26 protein-coding genes and 1 riboswitch are annotated in these 26,351 nt (G+C 50.8%); of the genes, 14 read left to right on the top strand and 12 right to left on the bottom strand.

Annotation, left to right across the window (positions count from 1 at the left end):
- Nucleotides 1-32: 32 nt before the first annotated feature.
- The 4 genes from Q4E40_RS20155 to nth all read left to right on the top strand — a co-directional run bounded on the left by Q4E40_RS20155 (nt 33) and on the right by nth (nt 2,323).
- Nucleotides 33-422, top strand: coding sequence for a group III truncated hemoglobin (locus tag Q4E40_RS20155; RefSeq protein ID WP_303415010.1), 390 nt, complete (start codon nt 33-35; stop codon nt 420-422).
- 387 nt (nt 423-809) lie between these two features.
- Complete coding sequence (locus Q4E40_RS20150) at nt 810-1,412, top strand: RNA polymerase sigma factor (RefSeq protein WP_303415008.1); 603 nt, start codon at nt 810-812, stop codon at nt 1,410-1,412.
- Nucleotides 1,387-1,617, top strand: a complete 231-nt coding sequence (locus tag Q4E40_RS20145) for a hypothetical protein (RefSeq protein ID WP_303415007.1) — start codon at nt 1,387-1,389, stop codon at nt 1,615-1,617. The genes Q4E40_RS20150 and Q4E40_RS20145 overlap by 26 nt, the downstream gene beginning before the upstream one ends.
- 19 nt (nt 1,618-1,636) lie before the next feature.
- Nucleotides 1,637-2,323, top strand: coding sequence for an endonuclease III (gene nth / locus Q4E40_RS20140; RefSeq protein ID WP_303415005.1), 687 nt, complete (start codon nt 1,637-1,639; stop codon nt 2,321-2,323).
- A 65-nt stretch (nt 2,324-2,388) separates the two neighbouring features.
- Here the strand turns inward: nth and Q4E40_RS20135 are convergent, their stop codons facing one another.
- The 3 genes from Q4E40_RS20135 to gldB form a co-directional block, all read right to left on the bottom strand.
- Nucleotides 2,389-2,913, bottom strand: coding sequence for a DUF4890 domain-containing protein (locus Q4E40_RS20135; RefSeq protein WP_303415003.1), 525 nt, complete (start codon nt 2,911-2,913; stop codon nt 2,389-2,391).
- 110 nt (nt 2,914-3,023) lie between these two features.
- Nucleotides 3,024-4,226, bottom strand: coding sequence for a glycosyltransferase family 4 protein (locus tag Q4E40_RS20130; RefSeq protein WP_303415002.1), 1,203 nt, complete (start codon nt 4,224-4,226; stop codon nt 3,024-3,026).
- A gap of 29 nt (nt 4,227-4,255) precedes the next feature.
- On the bottom strand, nt 4,256-5,251 hold the full coding sequence (gldB, locus tag Q4E40_RS20125) for a gliding motility lipoprotein GldB (protein ID WP_303415000.1): 996 nt from the start codon (nt 5,249-5,251) through the stop codon (nt 4,256-4,258).
- A gap of 68 nt (nt 5,252-5,319) precedes the next feature.
- Between gldB and Q4E40_RS20120 the strand changes: the two genes are divergently transcribed.
- Nucleotides 5,320-5,997 (top strand): porin family protein, encoded by a 678-nt coding sequence (locus Q4E40_RS20120; RefSeq protein WP_303414998.1) that lies wholly within the window; start codon nt 5,320-5,322, stop codon nt 5,995-5,997.
- Between the two features lie 73 nt (nt 5,998-6,070).
- Here Q4E40_RS20120 and Q4E40_RS20115 read toward each other — a convergent pair whose 3' ends face one another.
- From Q4E40_RS20115 to Q4E40_RS20105, 3 genes are all read right to left on the bottom strand, one after another.
- Nucleotides 6,071-7,678, bottom strand: a complete 1,608-nt coding sequence (locus tag Q4E40_RS20115; protein ID WP_303414996.1) for an Rne/Rng family ribonuclease — start codon at nt 7,676-7,678, stop codon at nt 6,071-6,073.
- A gap of 208 nt (nt 7,679-7,886) precedes the next feature.
- Nucleotides 7,887-8,747, bottom strand: coding sequence for a tetratricopeptide repeat protein (locus Q4E40_RS20110; protein ID WP_303414994.1), 861 nt, complete (start codon nt 8,745-8,747; stop codon nt 7,887-7,889).
- 72 nt (nt 8,748-8,819) lie between these two features.
- Nucleotides 8,820-9,125, bottom strand: coding sequence for an HU family DNA-binding protein (locus Q4E40_RS20105; protein WP_007655567.1), 306 nt, complete (start codon nt 9,123-9,125; stop codon nt 8,820-8,822).
- A 354-nt stretch (nt 9,126-9,479) separates the two neighbouring features.
- Between Q4E40_RS20105 and mutY the strand changes: the two genes are divergently transcribed.
- From mutY to Q4E40_RS20060, 9 genes are all read left to right on the top strand, one after another.
- Nucleotides 9,480-10,571 carry an A/G-specific adenine glycosylase gene (mutY, locus tag Q4E40_RS20100; RefSeq protein WP_303414990.1) on the top strand — a complete coding sequence of 364 codons (1,092 nt, stop codon included), beginning with the start codon at nt 9,480-9,482 and terminating at the stop codon, nt 10,569-10,571.
- A gap of 110 nt (nt 10,572-10,681) precedes the next feature.
- A complete protein-coding gene (locus tag Q4E40_RS20095) occupies nt 10,682-11,164 on the top strand; it encodes a single-stranded DNA-binding protein (protein ID WP_303414988.1) in 483 nt (160 codons plus the stop codon).
- A gap of 143 nt (nt 11,165-11,307) precedes the next feature.
- A complete protein-coding gene (gldE, locus tag Q4E40_RS20090) occupies nt 11,308-12,561 on the top strand; it encodes a gliding motility-associated protein GldE (RefSeq protein ID WP_303414986.1) in 1,254 nt (417 codons plus the stop codon).
- A 7-nt stretch (nt 12,562-12,568) separates the two neighbouring features.
- Entirely contained in the window at nt 12,569-13,141 is a 573-nt protein-coding gene (gene gldD / locus Q4E40_RS20085) for a gliding motility lipoprotein GldD (RefSeq protein ID WP_484573337.1), read from the top strand.
- Nucleotides 13,142-13,310: 169 nt separating this feature from the next.
- Complete coding sequence (locus Q4E40_RS20080; protein ID WP_303414984.1) at nt 13,311-13,877, top strand: Riean_0653 family protein; 567 nt, start codon at nt 13,311-13,313, stop codon at nt 13,875-13,877.
- Between the two features lie 73 nt (nt 13,878-13,950).
- On the top strand, nt 13,951-14,424 hold the full coding sequence (locus Q4E40_RS20075; RefSeq protein WP_303414982.1) for a Riean_0653 family protein: 474 nt from the start codon (nt 13,951-13,953) through the stop codon (nt 14,422-14,424).
- Between the two features lie 164 nt (nt 14,425-14,588).
- On the top strand, nt 14,589-16,685 hold the full coding sequence (recG, locus tag Q4E40_RS20070; protein ID WP_303414980.1) for an ATP-dependent DNA helicase RecG: 2,097 nt from the start codon (nt 14,589-14,591) through the stop codon (nt 16,683-16,685).
- Between the two features lie 8 nt (nt 16,686-16,693).
- Nucleotides 16,694-16,888, top strand: a riboswitch (cobalamin riboswitch).
- A gap of 230 nt (nt 16,889-17,118) precedes the next feature.
- Nucleotides 17,119-17,520, top strand: coding sequence for an acyl-CoA thioesterase (locus Q4E40_RS20065; RefSeq protein ID WP_303414978.1), 402 nt, complete (start codon nt 17,119-17,121; stop codon nt 17,518-17,520).
- A 142-nt stretch (nt 17,521-17,662) separates the two neighbouring features.
- Nucleotides 17,663-19,123: a hypothetical protein gene (locus Q4E40_RS20060; protein ID WP_303414976.1), complete on the top strand. Its 1,461-nt coding sequence runs from the start codon at nt 17,663-17,665 to the stop codon at nt 19,121-19,123.
- Here Q4E40_RS20060 and Q4E40_RS20055 read toward each other — a convergent pair whose 3' ends face one another.
- From Q4E40_RS20055 to Q4E40_RS20030, 6 genes are all read right to left on the bottom strand, one after another.
- Entirely contained in the window at nt 19,124-19,855 is a 732-nt protein-coding gene (locus Q4E40_RS20055; protein WP_303414974.1) for a glycosyltransferase family 2 protein, read from the bottom strand. It lies immediately after the preceding gene.
- Between the two features lie 139 nt (nt 19,856-19,994).
- Nucleotides 19,995-21,794 (bottom strand): acyl-CoA dehydrogenase family protein, encoded by a 1,800-nt coding sequence (locus Q4E40_RS20050; protein WP_303414972.1) that lies wholly within the window; start codon nt 21,792-21,794, stop codon nt 19,995-19,997.
- 35 nt (nt 21,795-21,829) lie between these two features.
- Entirely contained in the window at nt 21,830-23,008 is a 1,179-nt protein-coding gene (locus Q4E40_RS20045) for a thiolase family protein (protein ID WP_303414970.1), read from the bottom strand.
- Between the two features lie 277 nt (nt 23,009-23,285).
- A complete protein-coding gene (locus Q4E40_RS20460) occupies nt 23,286-23,399 on the bottom strand; it encodes a GIY-YIG nuclease family protein (protein WP_425475188.1) in 114 nt (37 codons plus the stop codon).
- Nucleotides 23,400-23,475: 76 nt separating this feature from the next.
- Nucleotides 23,476-25,878 carry a 3-hydroxyacyl-CoA dehydrogenase/enoyl-CoA hydratase family protein gene (locus tag Q4E40_RS20035; protein ID WP_303414968.1) on the bottom strand — a complete coding sequence of 801 codons (2,403 nt, stop codon included), beginning with the start codon at nt 25,876-25,878 and terminating at the stop codon, nt 23,476-23,478.
- A 26-nt stretch (nt 25,879-25,904) separates the two neighbouring features.
- Entirely contained in the window at nt 25,905-26,339 is a 435-nt protein-coding gene (locus Q4E40_RS20030) for a MarR family winged helix-turn-helix transcriptional regulator (protein ID WP_303414966.1), read from the bottom strand.
- Nucleotides 26,340-26,351 lie beyond the last annotated feature (12 nt).

Raw genomic sequence — 26,351 nt, 5'->3', positions numbered from 1 at the left:
TTGTTAACCTATGAGGTTTCAATTTGCAGCAAATGAAGGAAGATATTAAAGACGAACAGGACATAAAACTGCTGGTTGACTCGTTTTACGCCAAAGTAAACGAGGACGACCTGTTGGGGCCTGTTTTCAATGGCTTTGCGAACGTGGACTGGGAGCACCATCTTCCCATCATGTACAATTTCTGGAGCTCCGTACTGTTTGGCACCATGGCTTACAAAGGGCAGCCTTTTCCCAAGCACATGCGCCTGCCAATAGACAGGCAGCATTTTGCCCGCTGGGTGACGCTGTTCGGTGAAACTGCAGACGAGCTGTTTGAAGGCGATAAAACAAAGGAGCTGAAACAGAAGGCAACCAGCATTGCGCAGGTGTTTCAGATGAAACTGGGTCTGCTGGGCATTATAGGAAAAGAGATAACCACGTAACACAATTTACTGCATCACCATAATGGCCGTCTCTCCAGGGTTACCCCCGGGAGAGACGGCCATTATGTTTTTATACTATACCTGAGTCACCCTCCGGGTTAGCATTAATCCTCTCCATATCAGCACTATATACCATACTGCTATATGTTGAAAAATAAATTTAACTAAAAGCATATACGTTTACATTATCCTGCCGTATATTAGGGAACAGTAATTCTTGACTGGCATATAGCATCTTTAATATTTTTTTTTAAGGACACCCGGCTAGGTTTGCACGGTCAGAATGCTTTCTCTATATTTGATTTTGCACTTCAAAAATTATTTGTTCTAACAGCTTAACGCAACAATATGATATAAAGCTCTACGTTAAACTAATGTAGCTTTACGATGAATACAACTACCCAGCTGAGCGACTCTGCTTTAGTCTCGCTCTACATCGCAGGTAACGAAAATGCGTTTGAACAGCTAGTAAACAGACACAAGAACAAAGTATTCACTACGATCTTACTGATTGTTAAAGACACGTATACCGCTGAGGACCTCATGCAGGATGCTTTTATAAAGGCGATCCACACCATGAAAGGCGGCAGGTATAACGAGGAAGGCAAGTTCTCTTCATGGATATGCCGCATTGCCCATAACCTGGCAATCGACTTTTTCCGTAAAGAGAAAAGAAGCCCGATGATCACGCTGGAGGACGGTAGTAATGTGTTCAATGCCTTGTCTTTTGCCGAAGACTCCGCTGAGTCGCAGCAAATAAAGGAGGACACCCATGCCCGACTACGCGAGCTAATCCTGACGCTGCCACAAGCGCAGCGGGAAGTACTCATGATGCGCCACTATGCCGACATGAGTTTCCAGGAAATAGCAGAAGCAACCGGTGTGAGCATCAATACAGCTTTAGGTCGTATGCGCTACGCATTAATCAACCTAAGAAAAAAGATGCTAAACAGCACCATTGCTTATGATAAAAACCTCTACTCAGAATGAGCTGATCCAGTACGTATACAATGAGTTGGCAGACCCTGCCCGCGAACAACTGGAAACAGCACTGATGCACGACAACGAGCTGGCCGAGAGCTGCTCCGAACTCATGCTCATCCAGCGACTACTAAGCGGCGCGGCCAAAAGCCCAAGCAAGCGGTCTATCGACAACATTTTAAATTACTCAAAAAGCTTAAGTTTGCAGTCTTAACCGACTGCAAACTTTTTTTATGCGCAAACGAGAACGCTACAAGCTGCTGATCGAGCACTTTACCCAGAACTTTCCGGATCCCGAGACCGAGCTGGCCTATTCCAATCCTTATGAGCTGATCCTGGCTGTGGTGCTCAGCGCCCAGTGTACCGATAAGCGCGTGAACATGGTAACGCCTGCCCTGTTCGAAGCATTTCCTACGCCGGAACATCTGGCTGCAGCCACTCCAGAAGATATTTTTCCAATTATCAGGAGCATATCCTACCCCAACAACAAAGCCAAACACCTGGCTGGACTGGGAAGAATGCTGGTGGAACAGTTTAACGCAGAAGTACCCAGCACAGTAGAGGAACTGGTAAAGCTGCCGGGCGTGGGTCGCAAAACTGCCAATGTGATCGTGTCGGTGATCTGGAACCAGCCGGCCATGGCCGTGGACACGCACGTGTTCCGGGTGAGCAAGCGATTGGGCCTTGTTTCGAAAACTGCCAAAACACCGCTGGAAGTAGAAAAAGAGTTAGTCGCCAACCTGCCGCAGGAGCTTATCGCGAAGGCGCATCACTGGCTCATCCTGCACGGACGCTACATCTGCCTGGCACGACGGCCGAAGTGTGAGGAATGTCCGCTCACACATTTCTGCGCTTTCTTTCAGAAATACTATCCCAACATACCTGACGACCCGGAAAATAAAGTAGGAGGTATAGCCTGATAAAAAAGCGGGGGCAGACACTATATGGTCTGCCCCCGCTTTCACTATGGGATCTTATCTAGGGATTACATTCCCTGCTGTTGCTTCTTGTACTCGCCTCTTTTTTGGTGCTCTCCGGATTTTTTATGCTCACCTGACTTGTGGCGTTTTTTACCGTCCACGCGCTTCTGTTCCATCTCCGCACGGTCGGTTTCGTACTTAGCGTACTGCTCTGCCGACAGGATGCTCTTGAGCTCGGCTTGCCACTTCTCGTGACTCGCTTTTCTGGCTTCCTGCATCTGGGCTCGCTGCTCAGGCGTTTTTTCCGCCGTCGCTTTGTGGTTCTCGTGCATGGCCTTCATTTCCTGCGCCTGACGCATATTCAGTTCCTGCAGCTGGTTTTTCTGCGATGCGCTCAATTCCAGCTTCTCGGCCATTCGCTCAGTTTTCATCTGAGCCATTTCCTCAGGGCTTTTCTGCGCTTTGTCTTTCATGGCTCCCCGCATTTCATTGCGTGGTATTTGGTCTTGTGGCTTGGTGGTGGTTTGGGCGTAAGCGCTGCTGCCGGCAACTAACATACCGAGCGAAAGGGCTGCTATGATCTTCTTCATGTTTCGTTCTCCTTTAAATCTTGTGGTTGGTTTGATTAACAGCAATGCGCAGGCTTGCGCATGTGCGCTGCTATACCTGCTTAATCAAACGCTATGCCAAAGACCAGAAGCTATACCTTGCCCGTTACCTTCAACAGGATCTGCTCTACCTGAGCGGCAAGTTGCTGGCGGTCGAATAGTTGCCGGGCGATGGCTTGTCCGTTTTGCCCGGCCAGTCGCCGCTTATCATGATCAGAGAAGATCTCTCTGATTTTATGAGCCAGCAGATGGGGCTGCCCTGCCGGACAATACCAACCGCAGTTGTACTGTTCTACAAAAGCCTTTGTCCAGCCAGGGTTCGTCACCAGCACCGGTACCCCACAGGCCAGGCTATCGTACAGCTTGGCCGGGGAGTTCGAGGCCAATACAGGCAGATCGTTGAAAGTGATGAGGGACAGGTCCGCCAGCTTGAATAGCGTAAACACGTCGGGCCGTGGCTGTGGCGGTAGCAACACCAGGTTAGGCAGCCGCAGTGATAGTCTCCGGAGTTCGTCATCATAAAAGCCGCCACCAGCCAGCACAAACACAATGTCCTTTTGATCGGCCATAGCCTCAGCTGCCTGCATGATGGTAGGTATATCGTTGGCCCGGCCAAAGGTCCCTGCATAGAGCACCACTCGTTTGCCTTGGAGCAGGTACTGCCTGCGCAGTGCCGCTACCTTCTCAGGAGTCGCGGCATCGGCCATTTCGAGGTCAGTGCCGTTAAGGATGGTAGTGACCTTTTCACGCGCTACACCCTGGCTGACGACGTAGTCTTCCATGTCCGGGGAAAGCGTGATGATGTGGTTGGCACTCTGGTACAAGCTCTTCTCCAATCTGAACAGGCGGCGTTTCAGCCACTCCCGCTTCACTGCGCCCATCTCTATCGGGAAGCTGGGCCACAGATCCTGTACCTCAAACACCCACGGAATACCCCGCATCTTTGCCACGCGGGCTGCCATCCAGGGCGTTGTTAGCGGCGTAGACACACCCCACACCACATCCGGCTTAGGTATAGAAAGGCCTTTTGTAAGACTGTAGGCAGCAAAGCCCCCGTAGGAAACCAGTCGCTTGCGCACGCCCATTTTGTTGCTATAGGGCACTTCCTGTTCATACAGCTCCACTCCCTCCGGCACCCACTTATACCTATCCGTAATCCGAAGCTGCTTCCACGCGCTACTCGAGATCAGGCTCACCTTGTGCCGTTTGGCCAGGTACTCCAGAAAGGTATAGTGCCGGCAGGTAGAAGGGCAGTCCGGGTTGTGATGGTGCTGGTTGAAAATAGCTATGTGCATGCGCGCAGGTATAGAGGCGAAGTATAGTACTACCGCTTCTCAGGCTTGTATTTCGATTCGTTAAATATTTTCTGGTGATCGTCGTCCGCCATCAGCTCCTGCAGCGTTACCTTCGGATTGCGCTCCATATACCTGCGCACAATCTGCCAACCCACCCAGGTACCGAGGCGACCAGGGGATGTGGCATCGACTTCCGGCGTGTTAGGGCGCTCACCGATGTATTTGTTCACCACGAACGGGCTCTTCTCATAAAGCAGTTTCTGCTCAATAAAGTGTGCCCATATACGGCCTTCGTTATGATGCACGTCGGCCAGTTGCTGCCCGCTATACCCGATGATGGTAGAGTCTGGCGCGCAGGGCATGATGGATTTCACAAAATAGTAGGCCTTGCCCGTGTTCACCATTTCGGCCAGCAGGCTGCGCTCCAGAAAGTTCGTTTTGTTATAGCGGTTAGACAGCAGCAGCATGGCAGCCGGCACCATGATCGCACGCTCGTAGCGCTTCAGAATATAATCGTAGGTATCCGGGCGGTAGCTGGCGTTTTTGCCGATAAAGAAGTCGAGGCCGAATACCAGCAGGCTGTCTGAGACCAGCAAATCCTGGTTGAGACCGGACACAAAAGTCTTTACCTGCGGCTCCCTGAACTCGGGATAGTAATATTTGATGTGCTTGAAGGCGGTTTCGAGTTGCTGCTTTTCCGTGGCCATGTCACCGAAAGTGGTGTCCGCCTCCTGTTCCAGCTTTTGAAGCTCGGGGTTGGTTGCCAGTGCATAAAGTCCATTGATCAGAGCCGAGTCCGAAGGGTAGCTTTTACGCTGCAGAAATCGCTCTGCGAAAACGGGGTTGCTGTCCAGGAAAGAGGCGATATCCTGTTTAGAATCTGCCGCAAAAAAAGGCTTCTCGAGCCGCTCAATTTCTACTGATACAGGTATGCGTTCTATTTCTTCAGGTATGTCGCATCCGGCCTTCTTCTTGCAGCTAAAAAGCAGTAGGATGGTTGCGAGTAATAATAATCTGTGATACATTGCCGAATATTTAAATACAAAAATACAGGGTTATCCCGTATTAGAAGAAATAAACGCGACAATTTAACATGCAATTCAAAAAACTAGCATTTCTACTGCTCTTTTTGGGCTTCTCTTCCACTGCCATGGCCCAAATGGAAATCGGCATTCAATTCTCCCCGACTATTTCGGGTAACCGTTTTATAGCTGAGGACCGGCATAACTTTGAGAAATCGAACAGCGCTTTACGCTTAGGAGTAGGCGTAGTCGGTGACTATTTCTTCTCTAACAACTATGCCTTCAGCTCAGGGCTGATGTACCGTAGTAAAGGCTCTAAGATTAGCTATACCTATATGGTTGAAAGTGGAGACGGAGTAGTAACACCTGCTAAAGAAACTGATGAATTGACTGTTCAGTATCTTGAAATACCGCTTACGCTCAAACTTTTCACAAACGAAGTAGCCCCTGACATAGTGTTGTACTTTCAGGTAGGCGGTGCACTTGGCACCAAAGTTTCTGGCCAGATTGACCAGAAAAAGGTGATTAATGGGGAAAAGACGGCCAAACGTTTTAATGTATTTGAGACTAGTGCCGTACTAGGCACCGGTGCAGAAATGCAGCTGGGCCAAAGCACAAAACTGTTTGGAGGTGTCACCTACCTGCGTGGTCTGAGTAACATCGACAACTACTATAAGAAACAGTTAAATGACAAGAACCTAGCTATTAAAAATAATGGCGTGTCCATTGATGTGGGCATCAAATTCTAGGGTATAGCCACCGCGAAAACCTGTTAAATCAAAAAAGCCGCTCTGAATAGACAGAGCGGCTTTTTTGTTGCCTTTAAATCTGATTAAAATTTTCTTGATCCTGCACTCCGTTCACCTCCGTCAGGGCGGTGCGCAGCTCTATTTCTTCGCCTTTGTCGTCCATTACCTTAAAGTCGGTGATGCCGAGCGAAGTGTCTTTTACAAATTTCACCCACTTGAAGTAGTGGAAGAACCATTTCATCTGCTTTGAGATGACCCCTGAAGTGTAATAAGCATACAGGAAAGGGTGTACATACAGAGTCAGACTTCTGTGGTTGTGTCGCGTGAGCAGGTCGTCTACCGCTACGTCTATTTCATCAGTAATCAGAATGCTGGCAGTTATTTTGCCGGTGCCGTTGCATGTGGGACATACCTCACCGGTCACGATATTCTGCTCTGGCCTTACACGCTGACGCGTGATCTGCATCAGGCCGAACTTGGAGATAGGCAGAACTGTCGACTTGGAGCGGTCCCGCTTCAGTTCCTCTTTGACTACCTCATATACTTTCTGGCGGTTTTCAGGCGACTTCATGTCGATGAAGTCAATTACAATGATACCACCTATATCCCGGAGTCGCAGCTGACGGGCCACTTCTTTGGCAGCCATCATGTTCACGTTCAGCGCGGTAGCCTCCTGATCGGTTTCGGTATTAGATTTGTTCCCACTGTTCACATCGACTACGTGCAGGGCCTCGGTGTGCTCTATTACCAGGTATCCGCCGCCAGGTATAGTCACTGTTTTCCCGAAAGCAGCCTTTAGTTGCCGCTCGATGTTAAAGTGTTCGAAGGTTTTTGTCTTACCGGTATAGTGCTTCAGAATTTTTACTTTGTCTGGCGCAATGCTACCGATGTATGCTTTGATCTCGTCATAGAGTGACTCGTCGTCCACTACTATGTTGTCAAAGCTTTCGTTCATTAAGTCTCTCAGTATGGACGAAGAACGTCCCAATTCCCCGATGATCTTGTCATTGGGTTTGGCTAACTTCAGCGATTTAAAGCCTTCTTCCCAGCTTTCCACCATGTTGCGCAGGTCTCTGTCGAGTTCTGCCACCTCACGGCCTTCTGCCACTGTCCGGATGATCACACCAAAGTTCTCAGGCTTGATCGAGGTGATCAGGCGCTTGAGCCGCGTGCGTTCTTCTTTGCTTACGATCTTTTTGGATACGCTTACCGTGTTGGAAAACGGCACGAGCACCAGGTATCGACCGGCGAGCGAAAGCTCGCAAGAAAGACGCGGTCCTTTGGTGGAAATCGGCTCTTTGACAATCTGCACCAAGAGTTGCTGCCCCTTTTTGAGAACATCAGCGATCTTGCCCAGTTTGTCAATTTCTGGCTCGAATTTAGTCTGGTTAAGCTTTGCAGAAGCGTTCTTCTGTGTCTGTGCCGCCTTCACATACTTGTTCAGCGTTTTGACATTGGCTCCCAGGTCATGGTAATGCAGAAATGCATCCTTGTGGTAGCCAATGTCAATAAAAGCGGCGTTTAGGCCTGGCATTACTTTTTTTACAGTTCCCAGAAAGATGTCGCCTACAATGTAGTTGGTATCCTTCTTTTCGTGGTGAAACTCTACAAGTCTCTTGTCCTGTAATAGGGCGATGCGCTCTCCATCCTGAGTAGAATTGATTATAAGCTCGTTACTCAATTTCTCTCAAAGATTAGTTGGATGTATAGACCAAAGCCCACAATTGCAGAAGCAATGTGGGCCTCAATAAACGCAGAAGAAATTACTTCTTCTTATGTCTGTTTTTTCTTAGACGCTTCTTTCTCTTGTGAGTAGCAATCTTATGTCTTTTTCTTTTCTTTCCGCAAGGCATAGTCTTGAAATTTTTATTAAGTGATTAGTTCTTTTATTACATTTTAGCCAGGTACTCGTCAACAGAAGCTGTTAGAGCAGGGTCGCTGCTCATCGTTTTCACTTTGTTGAAAGTCCTGATTGCTTCTTCTTTCTTACCAGTTTCTGCCAGTGACACAGCCAGGTAGAAGGTACCTTCTACGTGCTCAGGATTAACTGCTACCAGTTCCTGAAAACGCTCGGCGGCTTTATCCCACTGCCCGGACTGTACTGACAGGATGCCCAGGTTGAACAGTGCCTTCTGGTTTTTCGGGTCTGTCGAAATCACCTCCCGCAGCAGCGTGATACCCTGCATTGGGTTTTCGCTGGCAATGTAGGTCATGGCTACGTTAGTTTTCGCATCCAGGTCCGAAGGGTTGTTCTTAAGCACCTGCTCGTACATCTTACGGGCCTTGCCGCCCATTTCGCTGGCCCGCTGCTGTGTTGCCGCATACGTGAAGGCTTCGAAGTACTGGTCACCAGCTCTACGGTAGCTCTTCTCACCCGGACGGGCTTCAGCGGCTAACTCGTAGTAGTAACCTGCACTGTCAAATTTACTGGCTGCGGTATAAGCTGCTGCCAGTTCGCCAGCCAACAGGCCACGCGTTTTGGTGTCAGTTGCTTTGTTATAGCGGGCACGCACAGTGGCTAGTTCCATCAGTTGCTCTGGTGTAGCCATCGCATGTACTCCATCAGCCGAAGCGGCTGGTGCAGCACCATGGTCATGACCATCGTCTTCAGAGTGACCTTCCGGCAAAGGAGAGGCTTGTTCGGCAGCTACTGTGGTGTCATCCTTTGTTACAACCACCTTAGGAAGAAAAAACATAGCCGCGGCCAATGCGATAGCTGCAACAAGTATCAGTATTTGAGCGCGTGACATGAGTTTCTGTTTTCTTTAAGTGACTGTATTTAAATGATAAACTAACAAGCAACCGGCAAATATACGAAAGAATTAAGAATGAGCCAGTTCTTTGATCTTTTTGCTGTTCTTAATCTTGGCAATAAAGGTCTTGGATGGCTTGAAGCTTGGAATAAAGTGCTCATCAATAATGATGGAAGTGTTCTTCGAAATGTTACGAGCCACTTTCTTTGCGCGCTTCTTGTTTACAAAGCTTCCAAAACCTCTCACGTAGATGTTGTTGCCGTCAGCCATTGAGTCTTTCACTACTTTGAAAAACGCTTCGATGGTAGATTGCACATCAGCCTTATCAATCCCTGTTTTATCAGCAATTTCTGATATTACTTCTGCTTTAGTCACTTTCTTAGATTTTTATAAATTAGAAATACGTTAACTTTCTATTTTTCAGGAGGAACCACAGCGCTGTCGTTCTCCTTTTTTCGGGGCACAAAGGTATGCCTACTTTTCGACAAGTAAAAGCTTTAGCACTAAATTATTACAGATTATGCCCTGCCTAAACCCATGGGGCTCACCCCCTTTTCGCCGGACACACTGCTACAATACCCGTGCCAGCTTGCCAACACCCTAACGCGGGCTATGTACTTATATTTTAGGCAGATACCATTATCTTACAAATTCCCCCTACCTCCTTTCCAGAACAATGCTTTACCTTTGTCTGTTTCCATTCCCAACATCAACCGCCTTAAATCAGCTATGGAAAATAAACCCAGCCCTTTGTTTGCCCAAACAATTATTGACTGGTACCAGCGCCACAAAAGAGCCCTGCCTTGGCGCGACACCACTGACCCATACCTGATTTGGCTTTCTGAAGTGATTCTGCAACAGACGCGTGTAGCCCAGGGACTGCCCTATTTTCAGCGCTTTGCCGAAGCCTACCCTACCGTGCAGCACCTGGCCGCTGCGCCCCAGGACGAAGTGCTCCGCCTCTGGCAGGGACTCGGCTACTACTCCCGGGCCCGTAACATGCACCACACCGCCCAGCAGATTGTGCAGGAGTATGGCGGCGTGTTTCCGGATAAGTATGAGGAGCTCCTGAAACTGCGCGGGGTGGGAAGCTACACGGCTGCCGCTATCGCCTCTTTTGCCTTCAGGGAAAAGGTGGCGGTGCTGGATGGCAATGTGTTCAGGGTACTTGCCCGGGTGTTTGGCCTGTCAGAGGACATTGCGGCTCCGGCTTCGCGCAAGGTGTTTCAGCAATTAGCAAACGAACTTATACCTGCTGAAGCGCCCGACACGTTTAACCAGGCCATCATGGAGTTCGGCGCCATACAGTGCACGCCCGTGATGCCCGACTGCCTGTTCTGCCCGTTGCAACAGTCCTGCTTTGCCTTTAACCATGGGCTGGTACAGGAGCTGCCGGTGAAGTCAAAGGCCAAAGCTGCCCGTCCGCGCTTCTTCCACTACATGGTGTTTGTGCACGAAGGGGAGTATTACATGCGCAAGCGCCTGAGCGGCGATATCTGGGAAGGACTGTACGATTTTTACCTGCACGAGAGCGACTCGAAAGTGCTGGACACCACCAGGCTGTTGCAGGAACTGAACGACGCAGGTATAGCCGTGCAGGAACCGCATCTTCTGCCACCTCGCAAAGAATACAGGCATGTGCTTAGCCATCAGAAAATTACGGCTCGCTTTTATCTGATTCCGCTTGATTTTCGTTTAAAAGAAGAAGTTTTGCAGGAGGCACGACTGGCACCCTATTCATCTGAAAAAATAGAGGTATTACCCAAGCCAATTCTTATCGACAGCTATTTGAAAGATGAGAAGATTTTACTAAATTTATAAACTGAAACTTTTCTGTTTGCAAATGCATTCTAGAGTTTCAGTAGCCATAATTGCCTCCGGCTAGGTTGTCGGAGTAGCCCAAATCAATTTAATATTAAACAAAAAAAGACATGGCAAGTGTAAACAAAGTCATCCTTATCGGAAACCTTGGTAAGGACCCGGAAGTTCGCCACCTTGAAGGCGGCGTAGCTGTAGCGCGTTTCCCAATCGCTACTTCCGAAACATTCAAAGACAAAAACGGCGAGCGCCAGGAGCGCACCGAGTGGCACAATATCGTGCTATGGCGTGGTCTGGCCGAGGTAGCCGAAAAGTACCTGCGCAAAGGACAGTCTGTCTTCATTGAAGGCAAGATCCGCACCAACAGCTACCAGGACAAAGAAGGCGTGCAGCGCTACAGCACTGAGATCGTGGCCGACAACATGACAATGCTTAGCGCGCGTGAAGGTGGCAATGGCGGCTCAGGAAGCTTCCAGGGCGGTGCTTCTTCACAACCTGCAGGGCAATCATCATCAGGTCAGGGCAGTGCCGCCGCATCAGGCAAAGGCAATGCTTCTGCCTTCCAGAACGACGAGCCAGACGACCTGCCGTTCTAATCCATGTTTAACCTAACTATCTGATTTTGGACAGTTTAGATTCCGGAGACCCCCTAAGTTATAGCTTACTGCAACTTTTACAAAGCGCAACAGCTTTACTTAGAATTGAATATATCGCAGCCATCTCGGCCTGCTTTATCTTATTGCTGCTCTCTGCCCTCTCCTCGGGGGCGGAGGCAGCTTTTTTCTCGCTCTCACCCCAGGAGATTGAGAAAGCCAGAACGAGCAAAGACAAAAAGCTTCAACTGGTGCACCACCTGCTTCAGACCCCACGCCAGCTACTGGCTTCACTTCTGATCATCAACAACGCGATCAATGTCAGCATCATTACCCTCTGCGCCTATATTGCGTGGCAGGTAACCGGTTCTGTCGCCATTTCAACCTTCACGCTGCTTCTGAGTGTGCTGATTGTTACTTTCCTGATCGTGTTTTTCGGCGAAGTGCTGCCCAAGGTATACGCCCGCAAGCACGGCCCTGCCATTGCGCAGCGCATGGCCCCTGTGCTTTCCGCTATAGCCCCTGTACTGAAGCCGCTTGCCTGGATGCTAACCGGCATCAGCTCTTACATTGACAGGCGCTACCGGGTACGATCTTACAGCAACACGCTGGAGGAATTGCATAATAGTCTGGATGTGGCTTTGTCTAATGAAGAAACTTCGCCGGAAGAGCGCAAGATCCTGCGAGGCATCGTCAACTTCGGTTCCATCACGGTCAAGCAGATTATGCGCCCGCGTATGGACATTGTGGCCTTTCCGCAGAGCGCCACCTTGCCGGAGTTGCTGCCACAGATCATTCAATGGGGTTATTCGCGCGTGCCGGTTTACACCGAAAACACCGACAGCATTGACGGTATCCTGTATGTAAAGGACCTGCTGCCGCACCTCGACAAAGGAGCTGACTTTAAATGGCAGAATCTGATCAGAGCGCCTTTCTTTGTGCCGGAGACCAAGCACATCTCTAACCTGCTGCAGGACTTCCGGGAAAAGCATGTGCACATGGCTATTGTGGTGAATGAATATGGTACCACAGTTGGCCTGCTGACAATGGAGGATGTGATCGAGGAGATTGTGGGCGAGATCAACGACGAGTTTGACGACGGGGACGAGATCATTTACTCACAACTCGACGAAAATACCTTTATATTTGACGGTAAAACATCGTTGCACGACTTTTGCAAGATCACGGAGATTCCGTTCGACGCCTTTAATGAGGTAAAAAGTGAGCACGAAACGGTGGCTGGCCTGATGCTGGCACTATTTGGCCGCATACCTTATGTGGGCGAAGAAGTGTCGTATGGCCGCTATTACTTTACGGTGGAGTCGGCGGACAATAAGCGTGTAAAACGAGTTAAGATTAATGTCGCAAGCAAAAAAGAGCACTATCATAAAGTCGGCTAAACTGCAAATGGCCCTGTGGGCAGGTATGGCCCTGGCCATGGCAGGCTGCAACGCCGAGTACACTCCCAAGCCAAAAGGATACAACCGCATCGACCTGCCAGCTGCCGCTTACCAGCAGTTACAGGACGAGCACCCTTATACCTTTGAGTATTCGAAGCACGCCAAAATACGGCCCGATTCTTCGCTGATTGCGCAACCGCACTGGATCAACATCATCTACCCGAGCCTGGGAGCCAACGTGCAGCTGACGTACAAGGCCATCAACAATGATCCAAAAATGTTGAATAACCTGATAGAGGATGCCCGCAAACTGACTGGCAAACACCAGATAAAGGCGTATTCGATTGAGGAAACGGAGGTTAGAACGCCACAAGGAGACATTGTATCGGTGTTTGAACTGGAAGGCGAAATCCCAAGCCAGTTCCAGTTCTATGTAACCGATACAACCACGCATTTCTTGCGGGGCGCGCTCTATTTTAGAACCGCCACTCAAAACGACTCACTTGCCCCTGTGATCGAGTATGTGAAAAAGGATATCGTGCACATGCTGAATACACTCGAGTTTAAGGACAAGAAGTAAGATCTTCTACAAAAAGCTTTTTGACAAAGAATAAAAGACTGCAGGTATACCTGCAGTCTTTTTTGTTTCTCCTCAGTTCGGATGGTCAACGTCCATTAGGAATTTCTTTCCTTCTACGGAATACGCACAGCACTTCAGGTATAATGAATTGATATTCACTATATTTAGTATGTCAACCACCATGCCTGCTGTGAAACTACGCCCCAAACTTATTCTACTGTTTATACCTGTGCTGTTTGCAGCCTGTAAAAAAGACGAACTGAAACTGCTGCCCGATGACACCCAAAAGGGCGCCGACACCATGGGGGCTATTGTCAACGGTAGGGCCTGGGTAGCCAACGGCGGCACTGGCTTTAACCCCCCTGATCCGGTGGAAGGTGGGTATCAGGGAACTTACTCTTATGTTGAAACCCGTAACAATGTATTCATAAGGGCCTACAGAAAAGACAAAACTGGTTTTCAGATTTACCTCCGTAACGTATCTCAGCCAGGGGAGTATCCCCTAAATACCACTACTAATTTGATCGGCGGTGAACTGAGGCAGCCCCAGAATTACGGCGCCTACTACATACCTGGCAAGCTGTACATGACCAACAGCAGGTATACGGGCAAGGTCATCATCACCAGAGCAGACACCGTTAACAAAATCGTGTCGGGCATCTTCGCTTTCAAGGCTGTGCATGGCAAAGACACGGTAACAGTGACCAATGGCCGGTTTGATGTGGGCACGTTCTAAACTTACTACCTATTGGCATTGCTTTTATCATCCATTACAGATCTCACGGTATGAAACATGACAGTAATTACATATGAAGAACAGGTTATACCTTCTAATACTTCTGGTTGGCCTGCTTTCCTGTTCCAAGGACAGCTTCTGTGATGAATCATTTTGCGTTAGGATAAACGGTAAAAGATGGTGGCCGAGCAGTGGGTTTAAAACGAACTCACTGTCATTTACGCTGACCGATAATGGAAATAGATTCTGGTTCAGCGCTACAAATGGCTCTACCTCCCTCCTGGTTAGCGTAAGAGACACAATCAATGGCATTAGAGTAAGGGATTATGAACTTGGTGAGCATTTGAATGCCGGCTATTACACCCAAGACACAAACATGGATTTCCGCACGGATCAGACGCGTACCGGGTCTTTATCCATTTCCTCAATCGATCGGTATAAAAGAACAATCTCCGGTACGTTCCATTTTAAAGCCCATAATTCCACGACAGGCGAAGTGGTGGAGATTTCGAATGGCAGTTTCAACGCAACCTACTACGAATTCTGAGCGCAGCGCTCAAATCGATTGGGCCGAGTTATACAGACTTTTATACATATCGCCACGACGCACGACACATAAAGCCCCGCCAGCACTTACACCTGTCGGGGCTTTTGCTTATTTTTGTAAGGTATACCTGCTATACCTTATTTACCTAACCTGAGCTTACACCCTTGAACAACTTCTTCCATACCAAGATCGAATTTCTGAAAGGCGTGGGGCCGCAGCGGGCCGAGCTGCTGCAGAAGGAGCTCAACATCTATACCTATGGCGATCTCATCCAGCACTACCCTTTCCGCTACCTCGACCGAACCCAGTTCTACAAAATAGCCGAACTGGACGAGAGCATGCCTTATGTGCAGGTGCGCGGGCGTGTGCGGGGCAAGGAGGTGCTGGGCGAGGGTCGCAAGCAGCGTCTGGCCGCTACGCTGGTAGACGAAGACGGCAGCGAGATGGAACTGGTCTGGTTTAAGGGGGTGAAGTGGATGCAGAAGACGCTGAAGAACCACACCGACTACATCGTATTCGGCAAACCCACGCAGTTCAACGGCAAGTGGAGCATGGCCCACCCAGAACTGGAGGAACAGGGCGAAGAGAAACAGACGGCCTCTTTTCTGCAACCGGTATACAACACCACTGAGAAGCTGAAAGCCTTCCGGGTAGAGAGCAAAGTCATTGCCCGCATGATGGAGCTGTTGCTGAAGGTGGCAGAACCGAACATACACGAAACACTTTCGCCGGAACTGATCGACCACTACCGCCTGATGAGCAAACGGGATGCGTTGATCAACATTCACTTCCCGCAGTCGGTGGAGAAGTACAATGCCGCCAAGTTCCGCCTTAAGTTTGAAGAGCTGTTTTACATACAGCTGCGCCTGCTGCGTCAGAAAACAGTGCGCCGCGCCGACCTGGCCGGCCAGGTGTTCCGACAGGTACCAACGGTCACGGAGTTCTACAAAAACCACATGACCTTCGATCTGACCAATGCGCAGAAGCGGGTGATCAAGGAGATACACAAAGACCTGACGGCCGGAAAACAGATGAACCGCCTGCTGCAGGGCGATGTAGGCTCCGGCAAGACCATTGTGGCTTTCATCACCATGCTGATCGCTGCCGATAACGGAGCACAGTCGGTACTCATGGCCCCTACCGAAATTCTGGCCGACCAACATTATACCGGTCTCAAGGCTTTTGCTGACCGGCTAGGTATAAACATCGGCAAACTCACCGGCTCTACCAAAACCAAAGACCGCAAAGTACTGCACGAGCAGCTGCGTTCCGGCGAGATGAAGATGATCGTGGGCACGCACGCCCTGCTGGAGGACGTGGTGCAGTTCCAGAACCTGGGCCTTTGCATTGTGGACGAGCAGCACCGCTTCGGCGTGGAGCAGCGGTCCAGGCTGTGGCGCAAAAACCCGCGCATCATTCCGCATGTGCTCGTGATGACGGCCACCCCTATCCCCCGCACGCTGGCCATGACGCTCTATGGCGACCTGGATGTGTCGGTGATTGACGAGATGCCAGCCGGTCGTAAAGAGATCGTGACGGTGCACCGCTTCGACTCCCACCGCCTGAAGGTGTTCCAGTTCGTGCGTGACCAGATCAAGCTGGGCCGCCAGGTATACATCGTATACCCGCTCATCGAGGAATCGGAAGGGATGGACTACAAGGACCTGATGGACGGCTACGAGAGCGTGCGCAGGGCTTTTCCGGAGTACCAGGTAAGCATGGTGCACGGCAAGCTAAAGGCGCAGGACAAAGACTACGAAATGCAGCGCTTTGTCAAGAACGAGACGCAGATCATGGTGGCGACAACTGTGATTGAGGTGGGCGTGAACGTGCCGAATGCCTCGGTGATGATCATCGAGAGTGCGGAGCGCTTCGGTCTCTCGCAGCTGCACCAGCTGCGGGGCCGCGTAGGACGGGGCGCTGAGCAAAGCTATTGCATACTCATGACCGGGTATAAGCTGAGCAAAGACAGCAAGACTAGACTGGAGACGATGGTACGCACCAACAACGGTTTCGAGATTGCGGACATCGACCTGAAGCTGCGCGGGCCAGGTGACCTGATGGGCACGCAGCAAAGCGGCGTGTTAGACCTGCTCATTGCCGACCTGGCCAAGGATGCACCCATTCTGCAGGAAGCCCGTGCCGCCGCGCAGCGTGTGCTGAATGAAGACCCACAACTCGAGCAGCCCCAGAACCAGAATATCATGCGGCACATCAAATCATTGAGCGTGAATACTGTCAACTGGAGCCGGATCAGTTAAAAATTTCTATCTTTACAACGTTTGGAGGTACCTCAGCTAGGTATAGCTCAGGTTTAAACAGGAACCGTGTGGAAATCACGGGCTGACGCGCAACTGTAAGTAACATGTCATTGGCAGCCCCAACTATCCATTGTCCGGAACAGGACGAGAAGGATGGCTGCCAAGTTACAAGCCAGGAGACTTGCCCCAAATACCCTTACGCATGCTTTCGCGCCTAAAGCCTGTGGTCTGAGAAACTCACAATTCCTATAGCCCTCCTGGCCTCATAGGGGTATGACCTTCCCTTTCCGCAATTCTACCAGCGACAGCCTGCACAGATTACAAACTAAACTATGCTGTATGTCTGTATCTCTATACCTACCTTCTCCCGGAGCCAGGCTCATTGCAGTAGTCAGCAGCATAACTGTATACCTAACTCCCAAACTACACCTTTATGAACTTACAAGAACGCATTGCCCAATCTGAAACGCGCATATTCAAGGCCGTTTTCCCAAACACCACGAACCACTACGATACGCTTTTTGGCGGAACGGCCATGCAGCTGATGGATGAAGTAGCTTTTATCACCGCCACCCGGTTTTGCCGCAAAAGGGTGGTCACCGTATCTTCAGACAAAATTGACTTCACCCAGCCTATACCTGCAGGCACCATTATAGAATTAATAGGGCAGGTAAAGCGCGTGGGCAACACCAGCCTGAAAGTAGAAGTAGAGATTTATATTGAAGAGATGTACTCTGACGTGCGCCTAAAAGCCATCCATGGCAGTTTTACATTTGTAGCCATCGACGATAATAAACAACCTGTCCCTGTGTTAGAAACAGAACAGCAACATTAATACAAGGCTATACCTGCTTCCCGATAATTTGCGTTAAAGGTTTTGTTTGCGCCAGTTCCACGAGAAACAATTTTATCCTATATTCGACTTGCCTATACCTGGCACAAAACCTTTTACTCAGTAAAAATCTAAAAACTATACCTTGAAAACACGTCAATTATTACCGCTTCTATTGCTGCTGGTACTCTTGTCTGCCACATCAGCAGCCGCTCAGGGTAAGAAAGCCGCTATACCTTTCACTTATCTCCCTGACAACACAGAAGACCAGTACAACCAAAGTATCAGTAGTAAAACGCTTCCGCTGGGGGCTGATGGCTTTGTGATCCTCAGTCGGAACAAACCAGGCGAATATGCCATTGAGCGCTACAATGCCACTCTCAAAAAGGCTTGGTCGACGACTATACCGCTTGCTGCAGAAGAAACGCTGGAGGCTTTTGCCAAAAATGAGGAAGCGGCACTGGTGGTAACGCACCGTCACGATGAAAAAGGAAACCAGGTGCTCTATGCGCACCGGGTAGACTTGCGGAACGGCCAGAAAGACAAACCGGTCCTGCTGCTCGAAGCCCCCGCCGATGCCCGCAAAGCAGGTATAGCCCTGTCGCCGGACGGCACCAAACTCCTGGCCTATCGCTTTCATGTGACGGGTAACCAGGTGGTGCAAGGTATAAGCGGCAGCCTGTACGATGGCAAACTTCAGAAACTAAAGGATACGAAGTATAACCTGAGCGACCTGCGCGGCATTGTGTCGGCCGAGGTGATCGTAAACGATGCCGGCGACCAGTTCATCAGCCTGATCTCCGAAAACATGGAGCGCCTGACCGTACGCCAGTACACCCTCAAATCGCCGGTTGCCAAAGGGATGTCGGTGCTGGTAGGCGGTATGTTCGACGGCAAAAAGGTCTACATTATGGACAGCAAGTATGCCCTGCAGCCGAACGGTAACCTGTATGGCGTGGTGCTCACGGCTGATGAGAAAACCGGCGATTATTACAGCCTGAAGGCGGTGAAGTTCGATTTCGAAAACGATGACATGGTGTTCGCAGAGGAATTCAGGTTTACGCCCGAGTACCTGGCCGGTGTGAACAAACTGGACAAAGGCAGTGGAGCAAAAGCCAGTCGCCTGGAAGACATCTACCTGACAGATTTGATCCTGACGCCGGAAGAAAAACTGATCGTGCTGGCCGAGAAAAAATACATGGAGGGTGGCGAGAACTCTCCTTACTACGCCAAGGAGATTCACCTTTTCGCTTACGATCAGTTTATGGGCACTGCCTGGAGCTCTGTGCTGATGAAGAACCAAAAAGCCCCGGCTGACGAGGCGTTTACAGGTATATCCTACCGTTACAACCTGACGGGCAACACACTCAACCTGCTCACCCTGGAAGAACTGGATGGCAAGTACGACTTATACCTGCGCCGCATCGATACCAACACGGGCAAAGCAGAAGCACCCAAGGCAGCCGGCCTGAACGTGGCAAACGATAAAAACATCGCCTATGTAAAGGACTTCACGGCCTGGCTTACCGATCGTGACCTGGTGACGGTGGTGCGGCCATCCAAAAAAGCGAACAGCCTGCAGCTACGTCGTTTGCAGATCAAGTAATCAAGACACTCTTATACCTGACAAGAAGCGCGGCCACTCTTTGGTTGCGCTTTTTTGTTTCTTAAGCTTCCGGGTAAAGGAGCTCAGTTGCACCAGCATGTGCACGAAACCCACATAGTCCACGATCTCAACATACATCTTGAACTCTCTCCGAGAGCCTTCCAGCACCCCGAGTTTGTCTACTTTGTAGGTATTCATGGCTGACCAGGGCATCCAGCGTACCCGCTTGCGACGGTTAATCATATAGCGGTTAATAGCTACCTCCAGCTGGTAGCGCGCCACAGGTTGGGAAAGCACCTGCTCCAGATCGCTCCGCCGCAAGAGCCGCTCGCCTGACAACAGTATGTCGCTGCGGTACCAGCGCACAAACCAGGGTGACCTGATCCGCCGTAAGATAAGCATGTCAACTCTGGGGGTGTTTTGAAAAGCATGGATGGCCTTCTCAAGTTCGGCGCCATCTAGCTCCTGCAGATCGGCGTCCATTAGCAAAACCGAATCGTGCTGCACAAACTGGAGACCATGCTGTATGGCAGCGGCTTTTCCCTGGTTCTGGTTAAGGCGGATAACCTGTACTGTGGGCCATTGCCGGCTTACCATCGTAGCCGTGTTGTCAGATGATCCGTCGTCCACACAGATTACCTGCTGTATGCCACTCACTTTGGTCACCACCTCCAGTACTGCTGCAATCCGGTCCTGTTCGTTATAACATGGAATAAGGCATGCTACCCCCATATGGTCTGAGTTTAATTGCTTTGGTATTTGGGTATGTTTACGCACGAACAGTCATTAAGTCACCCGAGGCTAACTCAATAAAACAAAAAGGCTACCCCCTACGGAGGCAGCCTTTCCTAAACTATAGATTTGTCAGAATCTAGTATACGTACTCATTGGCCTCGATCATAGCGGCGGCTATGCGGCGGCGTGCCTCTTTGGTATTGTAGAGGTCTTTTTTTGTAAAGCGTTTCAGGCCCATGAACAGAAGGCGCTGCTCGTCACCCTCCACCATAGAAGCAATGGCATCCTTGCCGGCCAGGAAGGCGGTATCCACGGCATCGTTCACGGTCACACGCACCATGTCGATCTGGTTCGCCACTGCCTCCTCGCCTTTCATACCTACCAGTTTCTCCACGCGCAGCAGCGTTGACTCCGCCACATAGGTCTTAATAGCCATGTCGGCGATGTTCATCAGTACCTCCTGCTCCTTAGCCAGTGAGTTCATGTACTTCTGCACAGCCGTGCCAGCTACCATCAGGATCGCCTTCTTCAGGTTGCGGATTGCTTTGTGCTCAGCGGCGAAAAGGCCCTCCTCTTCCGAACCGAAATCAGGTATAGCCATCAGCTCGTTTTGCACGTTTTGAGCAGGTCCCATCAAATCCAACTCACCGTTCATAGCCTTTTTCAGGATCATATCTACAGTGAGCATGCGGTTGATTTCGTTGGTACCCTCAAAAATGCGGTTGATACGGGAGTCGCGATAGGCGCGGTCCATGGGGTAGTCAGCTGAGAAGCCGTAGCCACCGTAGATCTGCACACCTTCGTCTACCACGTAGTCGAGCACCTCAGAGCCTTCCACTTTTAGCATGGCGGCTTCCACGGCAAACTCCCGGGCGGCACCCAGCATGGCTTCGTTCTCGCCTTTGCCTTCTGCCAGCAGCTCCTGCTCTTTGCGGAAGATGTCCATGCCGCAACGGTACAGCGCCGACTCTACCGCATAAATGCGGATGGCCTGCTCCGCCAGTTTGTGGCGTATAGCACCGAATTTCGAAATAGGCAGCTTGAACTGCTGACGCTCGTTGGCATACTTTATCGACAAGTCCACCACTTTTTTAGAGGCACCCAGCGTAGCGGCGCAAAGCTTGACACGGCCGATGTTGAGGATGTTGAAAGCGATCAAATGGCCTTTGCCGATCTCGCCCAGCACGTTCTCTTTCGGAACCTGACAGTCAGAGAAAAATACCTGGCGGGTAGACGAGCCTTTGATACCCATTTTATGCTCTTCGTTGCCAAGGCTCAGACCCGGGTAGCCTTTCTCCACAATGAAGCCCGTGAACTTATCGCCGTCTACCTGCGCGAACACGATGAACACATCAGCAAAGCCGGCGTTCGTGATCCACATTTTCTGGCCGTTCAGGATGTAGTGTGTGCCTGCTTCATTTAGCACAGCTTTGGTTTTAGCTGCCAGGGCATCAGAACCAGAGCCCGGCTCAGTGAGGCAGTAAGCCGCCGCCCACTCACCGGAGGTAAGCTTTGGCAGGTACTTCTCTTTCTGCTCGTCTGTACCGAAGTACAGGATGGGCAGCATACCTATACCTGTGTGGGCCGCAAAGGCCACCGGGAACGAGTGACCGCCCCCCACTGACTCCGTTACCAGCAGCGAAGTGTTAAAGTCCATGTTCAGGCCACCGTATTGCTCCGGCATCGATACCGCAAACAAGCCAAGTTCACCGGCTTTCTTCATCAGGCCTTCCATCAGGCCTTCTTCGTGGTTGTCGAGGCGGTCGAGCAGCGGGTTGACTTCTTCGCGCACAAAGTCCAGACATGTCTGGGCCATCATGCGCTGCTCCTCGCTAAACTCGGCAGGTATAAATACATCCTGCGGATCAGTTTCCTTGATCAGGAATTCACCACCGCGGACGGTGGCCGTTTTATTTTTATCTGTTACATTTTCCATGGCAGAATATGATTAGTGTTTTTAGGTACAGTTTTTTATTTCAGTAATTCGAAGATGCCCGCTACGCCCTGACCGCCGCCAACGCAGGCTGTCACGACACCGTGCTTGCCACCGGTGCGGCGCAGGTCGCTGAATAGCTGCACGCTCAGCTTGGCGCCGGAGCAACCCAGTGGGTGACCAAGGGCAATGGCACCACCGCCAATGTTCAGCTTAGCCGGATCGAACTCGAGGTGACGCATCACGGCAATGGACTGAGCCGCAAAGGCCTCGTTCATCTCGATCAGGTCAATGTCGTTGAGGGTCATACCCGCTTGCTTCAAGGCTTTTGGAACGGCAGCGATCGGGCCCATGCCCATGATGCGCGGATCCACACCGCCTGTGCCGTAGCTCACCAAACGGGCAATCGGCTCCAGGTTTAGCTCCTTCATCATGCGCTCGCTCATCACAACCACAAAGGCAGCACCATCAGAAGTCTGGGAAGAGTTGCCGGCTGTCACCGTACCGCCGGCCGCAAAGACCGGCTTCAGACGCGCCAAAGCCTCCATGGAGGTATCAGCACGCGGGCCTTCGTCAGTATCGACCACATAAGAGCGGGTCTTCTTCTTGCCATTCTCGTCCACGTACGTTTCCTCTATCGTGATCGGAACGATCTGGTCCTTGAAGTAGCCGTTCTTAATAGCGTTGATGGCCTTCTGATGGGAGTTAAAGGCAAACTCGTCCTGGTCTTCGCGGGTTACCTTGTAGTCGGCGGCTACTGCTTCCGCTGTTAGTCCCATGCTCAGGTACCAGTCGGGGTTGTGCTTGGCGATGTTGTAGTTCGGCACGGTCTTCCAACCAGCCGTCGGCACCATCGACATCGATTCGGTACCGCCCGCGATAATACAGTCAGCCATACCTGCCGCAATGCGGTTGCTGGCAATGGCGATGGTCTCCACACCCGAGCCGCAGTAGCGGTTCACGGTCATACCGGATACCGACATGGGCAGGGCCAGCAGAGAAATCATGCGGCCGATCTGCAGGCCTTGCTCCGCTTCCGGCACGGCGTTCCCCACGATCAGGTCGTCTACGCGCTCCGGGTCCAGGGCGGGTACAGAAGCCAAAAGATGCTTGATGACGTCAGTGGCCAGGTCATCGGGTCTGGTGAACCGGAAGCCCCCGCGCCCGGCCTTGCCTACTGCGCTACGAAATCCGGCTACGATATATGCGTTGTTCATTTTGATGCTCTTTATAGTTTATACTATCAGCTATGTTTCATTTTTATTTTGTCATCCTGTAAGGATCTTGGTAGTTAGGGTATGAGGCTGTTGTTCAAGGATCAGCTTTCAAAAATCTTAGGTATGGATTCTCGCTTTTGATCATCTCCATTTTCTTTTCACGACTCCAGCTTTTCAGCTCCTTTTCTCTATCGATGGCATGCTGTACATAAGTATAGCGTTCATAGTAGAGAAGCCTGTAACAGAAGTAGCGTCCTGCAAAAGTTTCGGGCTTGCCTCAGTTTTCCCTATGTTGTTCAAGCCGATATACCAAGTCATTTGTCATCCCCACATAAACCACCGTTTTGCTTGGATTCGTAGTGATGTAGACAAAGTAGTTATGACTTTTCATAGCTGGGGCTTAACCTCCCTTCTACCAAGTTTCTTTCAGAATGACAAAGAACAAACAGCGAATGCTGCGTTAAACCTTAATTCCTAAGCGGCTTGCCTGTGGTCAGGATGCTCTGGATACGCTCGAGTGTTTTGCGCTCACCGGTCAGTGACAGGAAGGCTTCTCGTTCCAAGTCCAACAGATACTGCTCGCTCACCTCGGTGGGGGCAGACAGATCGCCGCCGCACATCACGTAGGCGAGTTTGTGCGATATCTTCTGGTCGTGCTCCGAAATATAGCGGCCGCTTACCATGGCATTGGCTCCGGTCAGGAACATACCCAACGCGCCTTTGCCCTGCACCTTGATGTTAGTTTTCTTGGCTGGCTGCGTATACCCTGCCTCGGCCAGACGAATCGCCTGCGCTTTCGCATCCGCTACCAGGCGGTTGCTGTTGAGGGTAATACCATCGCCCTGGCGCATAAAGCCCAGGTCAAAGGCCTCTTTCGCGGAGGTCGACACCTTGGCCATACCTATGTTCAGGTAGATGTTCTTGAGGGTGTTGTACTCAATGTCGCCATCTTCGTACATTTCGGCTGCGCGGAGCGTCATTTCTTTGGTGCCGCCACCACCAGGTATCAGGCCTACGCCAAACTCCACAAGACCCATGTAGGTTTCGGCTGCCGCCTGCACATGGTCAACATGTAGGTTGAGTTCGCAGCCACCACCCAGGGTCAGGCCGTGCGGCGCGCCAACCACAGGTATAGCCGAGTAGCGCATGCGCATCATCGTGTTCTGGAACTGGCGGATGATCATATTCAGTTCGTCATAATCCTGATCCAGCGCATACATATAGATAAGCCCCACGTTGGCGCCGGCAGAAAAATTGGCACCCTGGTTACTCACTACCATGCCACGGAAATCTTTCTCGGCGAGCTCTATCCCTTTGTTCAGTGCCATGATCACGTCGCCGCCCATGGTGTTCATCTTCGTATGGAACTCCACATTCAGGATGCCGTCACCTAAGTCAATGATCGTTGCTCCGGTGTTTTTCCACACTACTTTGTTGCTGCGCAGGTTGTCGAGGATGATGAAGTTCTCGGCGCCAGGTATAGCTTTGTATGCTTTGCTTTGGATGTCGTAGTAGCGGCGGTTACCGTTTTCCACAATGTAAAAAGACTCCTTGCCGTTATTGAGCATCTCCTCCACCCATGCGGCAGGCTCGTAACCGGCTTCGGTCATGCGCTGTAGCACCTCGCGGGCACCCAGCACGTCCCAGTACTCAAACGGACCCAGTTCCCAGCCAAAGCCGGCACGCATGGCGTCGTCGATGCGGTACAGCTCATCGGAGATTTCAGGTATACGGTTGCTCACATATTGGAACAGCCCGTAGAGTGACTCGTTGAAGAATTGCGCTGCCTTGTCCTTTTGCTGTGAGAAAGCTTTCACGCGCTGCTTCAGATCTTCGATCGGCTTGAGCACCTCCAGGCTCTGGAACTTGGCGCGCTGCTTTGGCCCGTACTCCAGTGTGTTTAGGTCGAGCGTGAGTATCTCGGTTTTGCCTTTGGCGTCTTTGGTCTTTTTGTAGAAACCCTGCCCGGTCTTGTCGCCCAACCATTTGTTCTCCACCATTTTCTGCAGGTAGTCCGGCAGCTTAAACAACTCCCTAGACTCGTCCTTTTCGCCGGTCTGATACAAGCCATTGGCCACATTCGCCAGTGTATCCAGGCCCACCACGTCCAGCGTGCGGAAGGTGGCGGACTTCGGACGGCCGATGATCGGCCCGGAGATGCGATCCACCTCGTCCACGTTTAGGCCGAGTTTGTTCATCACCTGCAGGCCTTGCATAATGGCATAGATGCCTACACGGTTCGCGATAAAGGCCGGGGTGTCTTTGGCCAGCACAGTGGTTTTGCCCAGGTATAGGTCGCCGTAGTGCATCAGAAAGTCTACTACTTCCTGATCCGTTTCCGGCGTAGGTATAATCTCTAATAACTTGAGGTAGCGCGGCGGGTTGAAGAAGTGCGTACCGCAGAAGTGCTTCTTAAAATCATCGGAACGGCCGTCCAGCATCAAATGGATCGGTATACCTGATGTGTTGGAAGTGATCAGGGTGCCCGGCTTGCGGTGCTGCTCTACCTGATCGAACACCGTTTTCTTGATCTTCAGATTCTCCACCACTACTTCTATAGTCCAGTCGGCAGTGGCGATCTCCTTCATGTTGTCTTCGAAGTTGCCGGTCTGAATCAGGCGGGCGTCGGACTTGCGGTAAAGGGGCGACGGGTTGGAGTTGATGGCAGCCTGCAGCGCCGTGTTCACAATGCGGTTGCGGACATGCTTGCTCTCCAGCGTTAGTCCTTTTTTCTCTTCGTCGGGGGTCAGCTCGCGTGGCACGATGTCGAGCAGCAGCACCTGCACGCCGATGTTGGCAAAGTGGCAGGCAATGCGGGAGCCCATTACGCCGGAACCCAGCACGGCTACTTTCTTAATAATTCTTTTCATAGAAAAAGCTTGATGGTCTACTATGGTTAGAAAATTTCTTTGTTTTCGATCATGCTGATGATGCGCTCCGACACCCGGAAAAAATTATTCAGCTCTTCCTGCGGTATGGTTTCCTGCACCTTGCGGTTAAAATGGAGCACCGTTCGGCGCGATACCTCCTTTTTCTCAAGTCCTTTTTCGGTCAGGAAAATTCGCACCAGCCGCTTATCCTTGTCGTCAGACACTTTATAGATAAGGCCCTTCTCCTCCATACTCTTCAGGATGCGGGTCAGGCTGCGCGCCTCCAGCCCGAGCAAAGGGGCTATTTTGGTGGCGGGAGTACCTGTCTCCTGGTTAATGTTGAGCAGAACGAATCCTATGGAAGTGGTAATGTCGTTTTTGGCAGCCTCTGTATTATACATACGAGAGATGGCGTGCCAACATACCTTTACATTATAATCTACGGTCTCTTCAGGCTTCATGCATTATGGTGT

It is taken from the genome of Pontibacter coccineus (assembly GCF_030546575.1).
GTDB classification, from domain to species: Bacteria; Bacteroidota; Bacteroidia; order Cytophagales; family Hymenobacteraceae; genus Pontibacter; species Pontibacter coccineus.
Note: the sequence above shows the minus strand (reverse complement) of the source record. Positions and strands in the feature narration are given on the sequence as shown.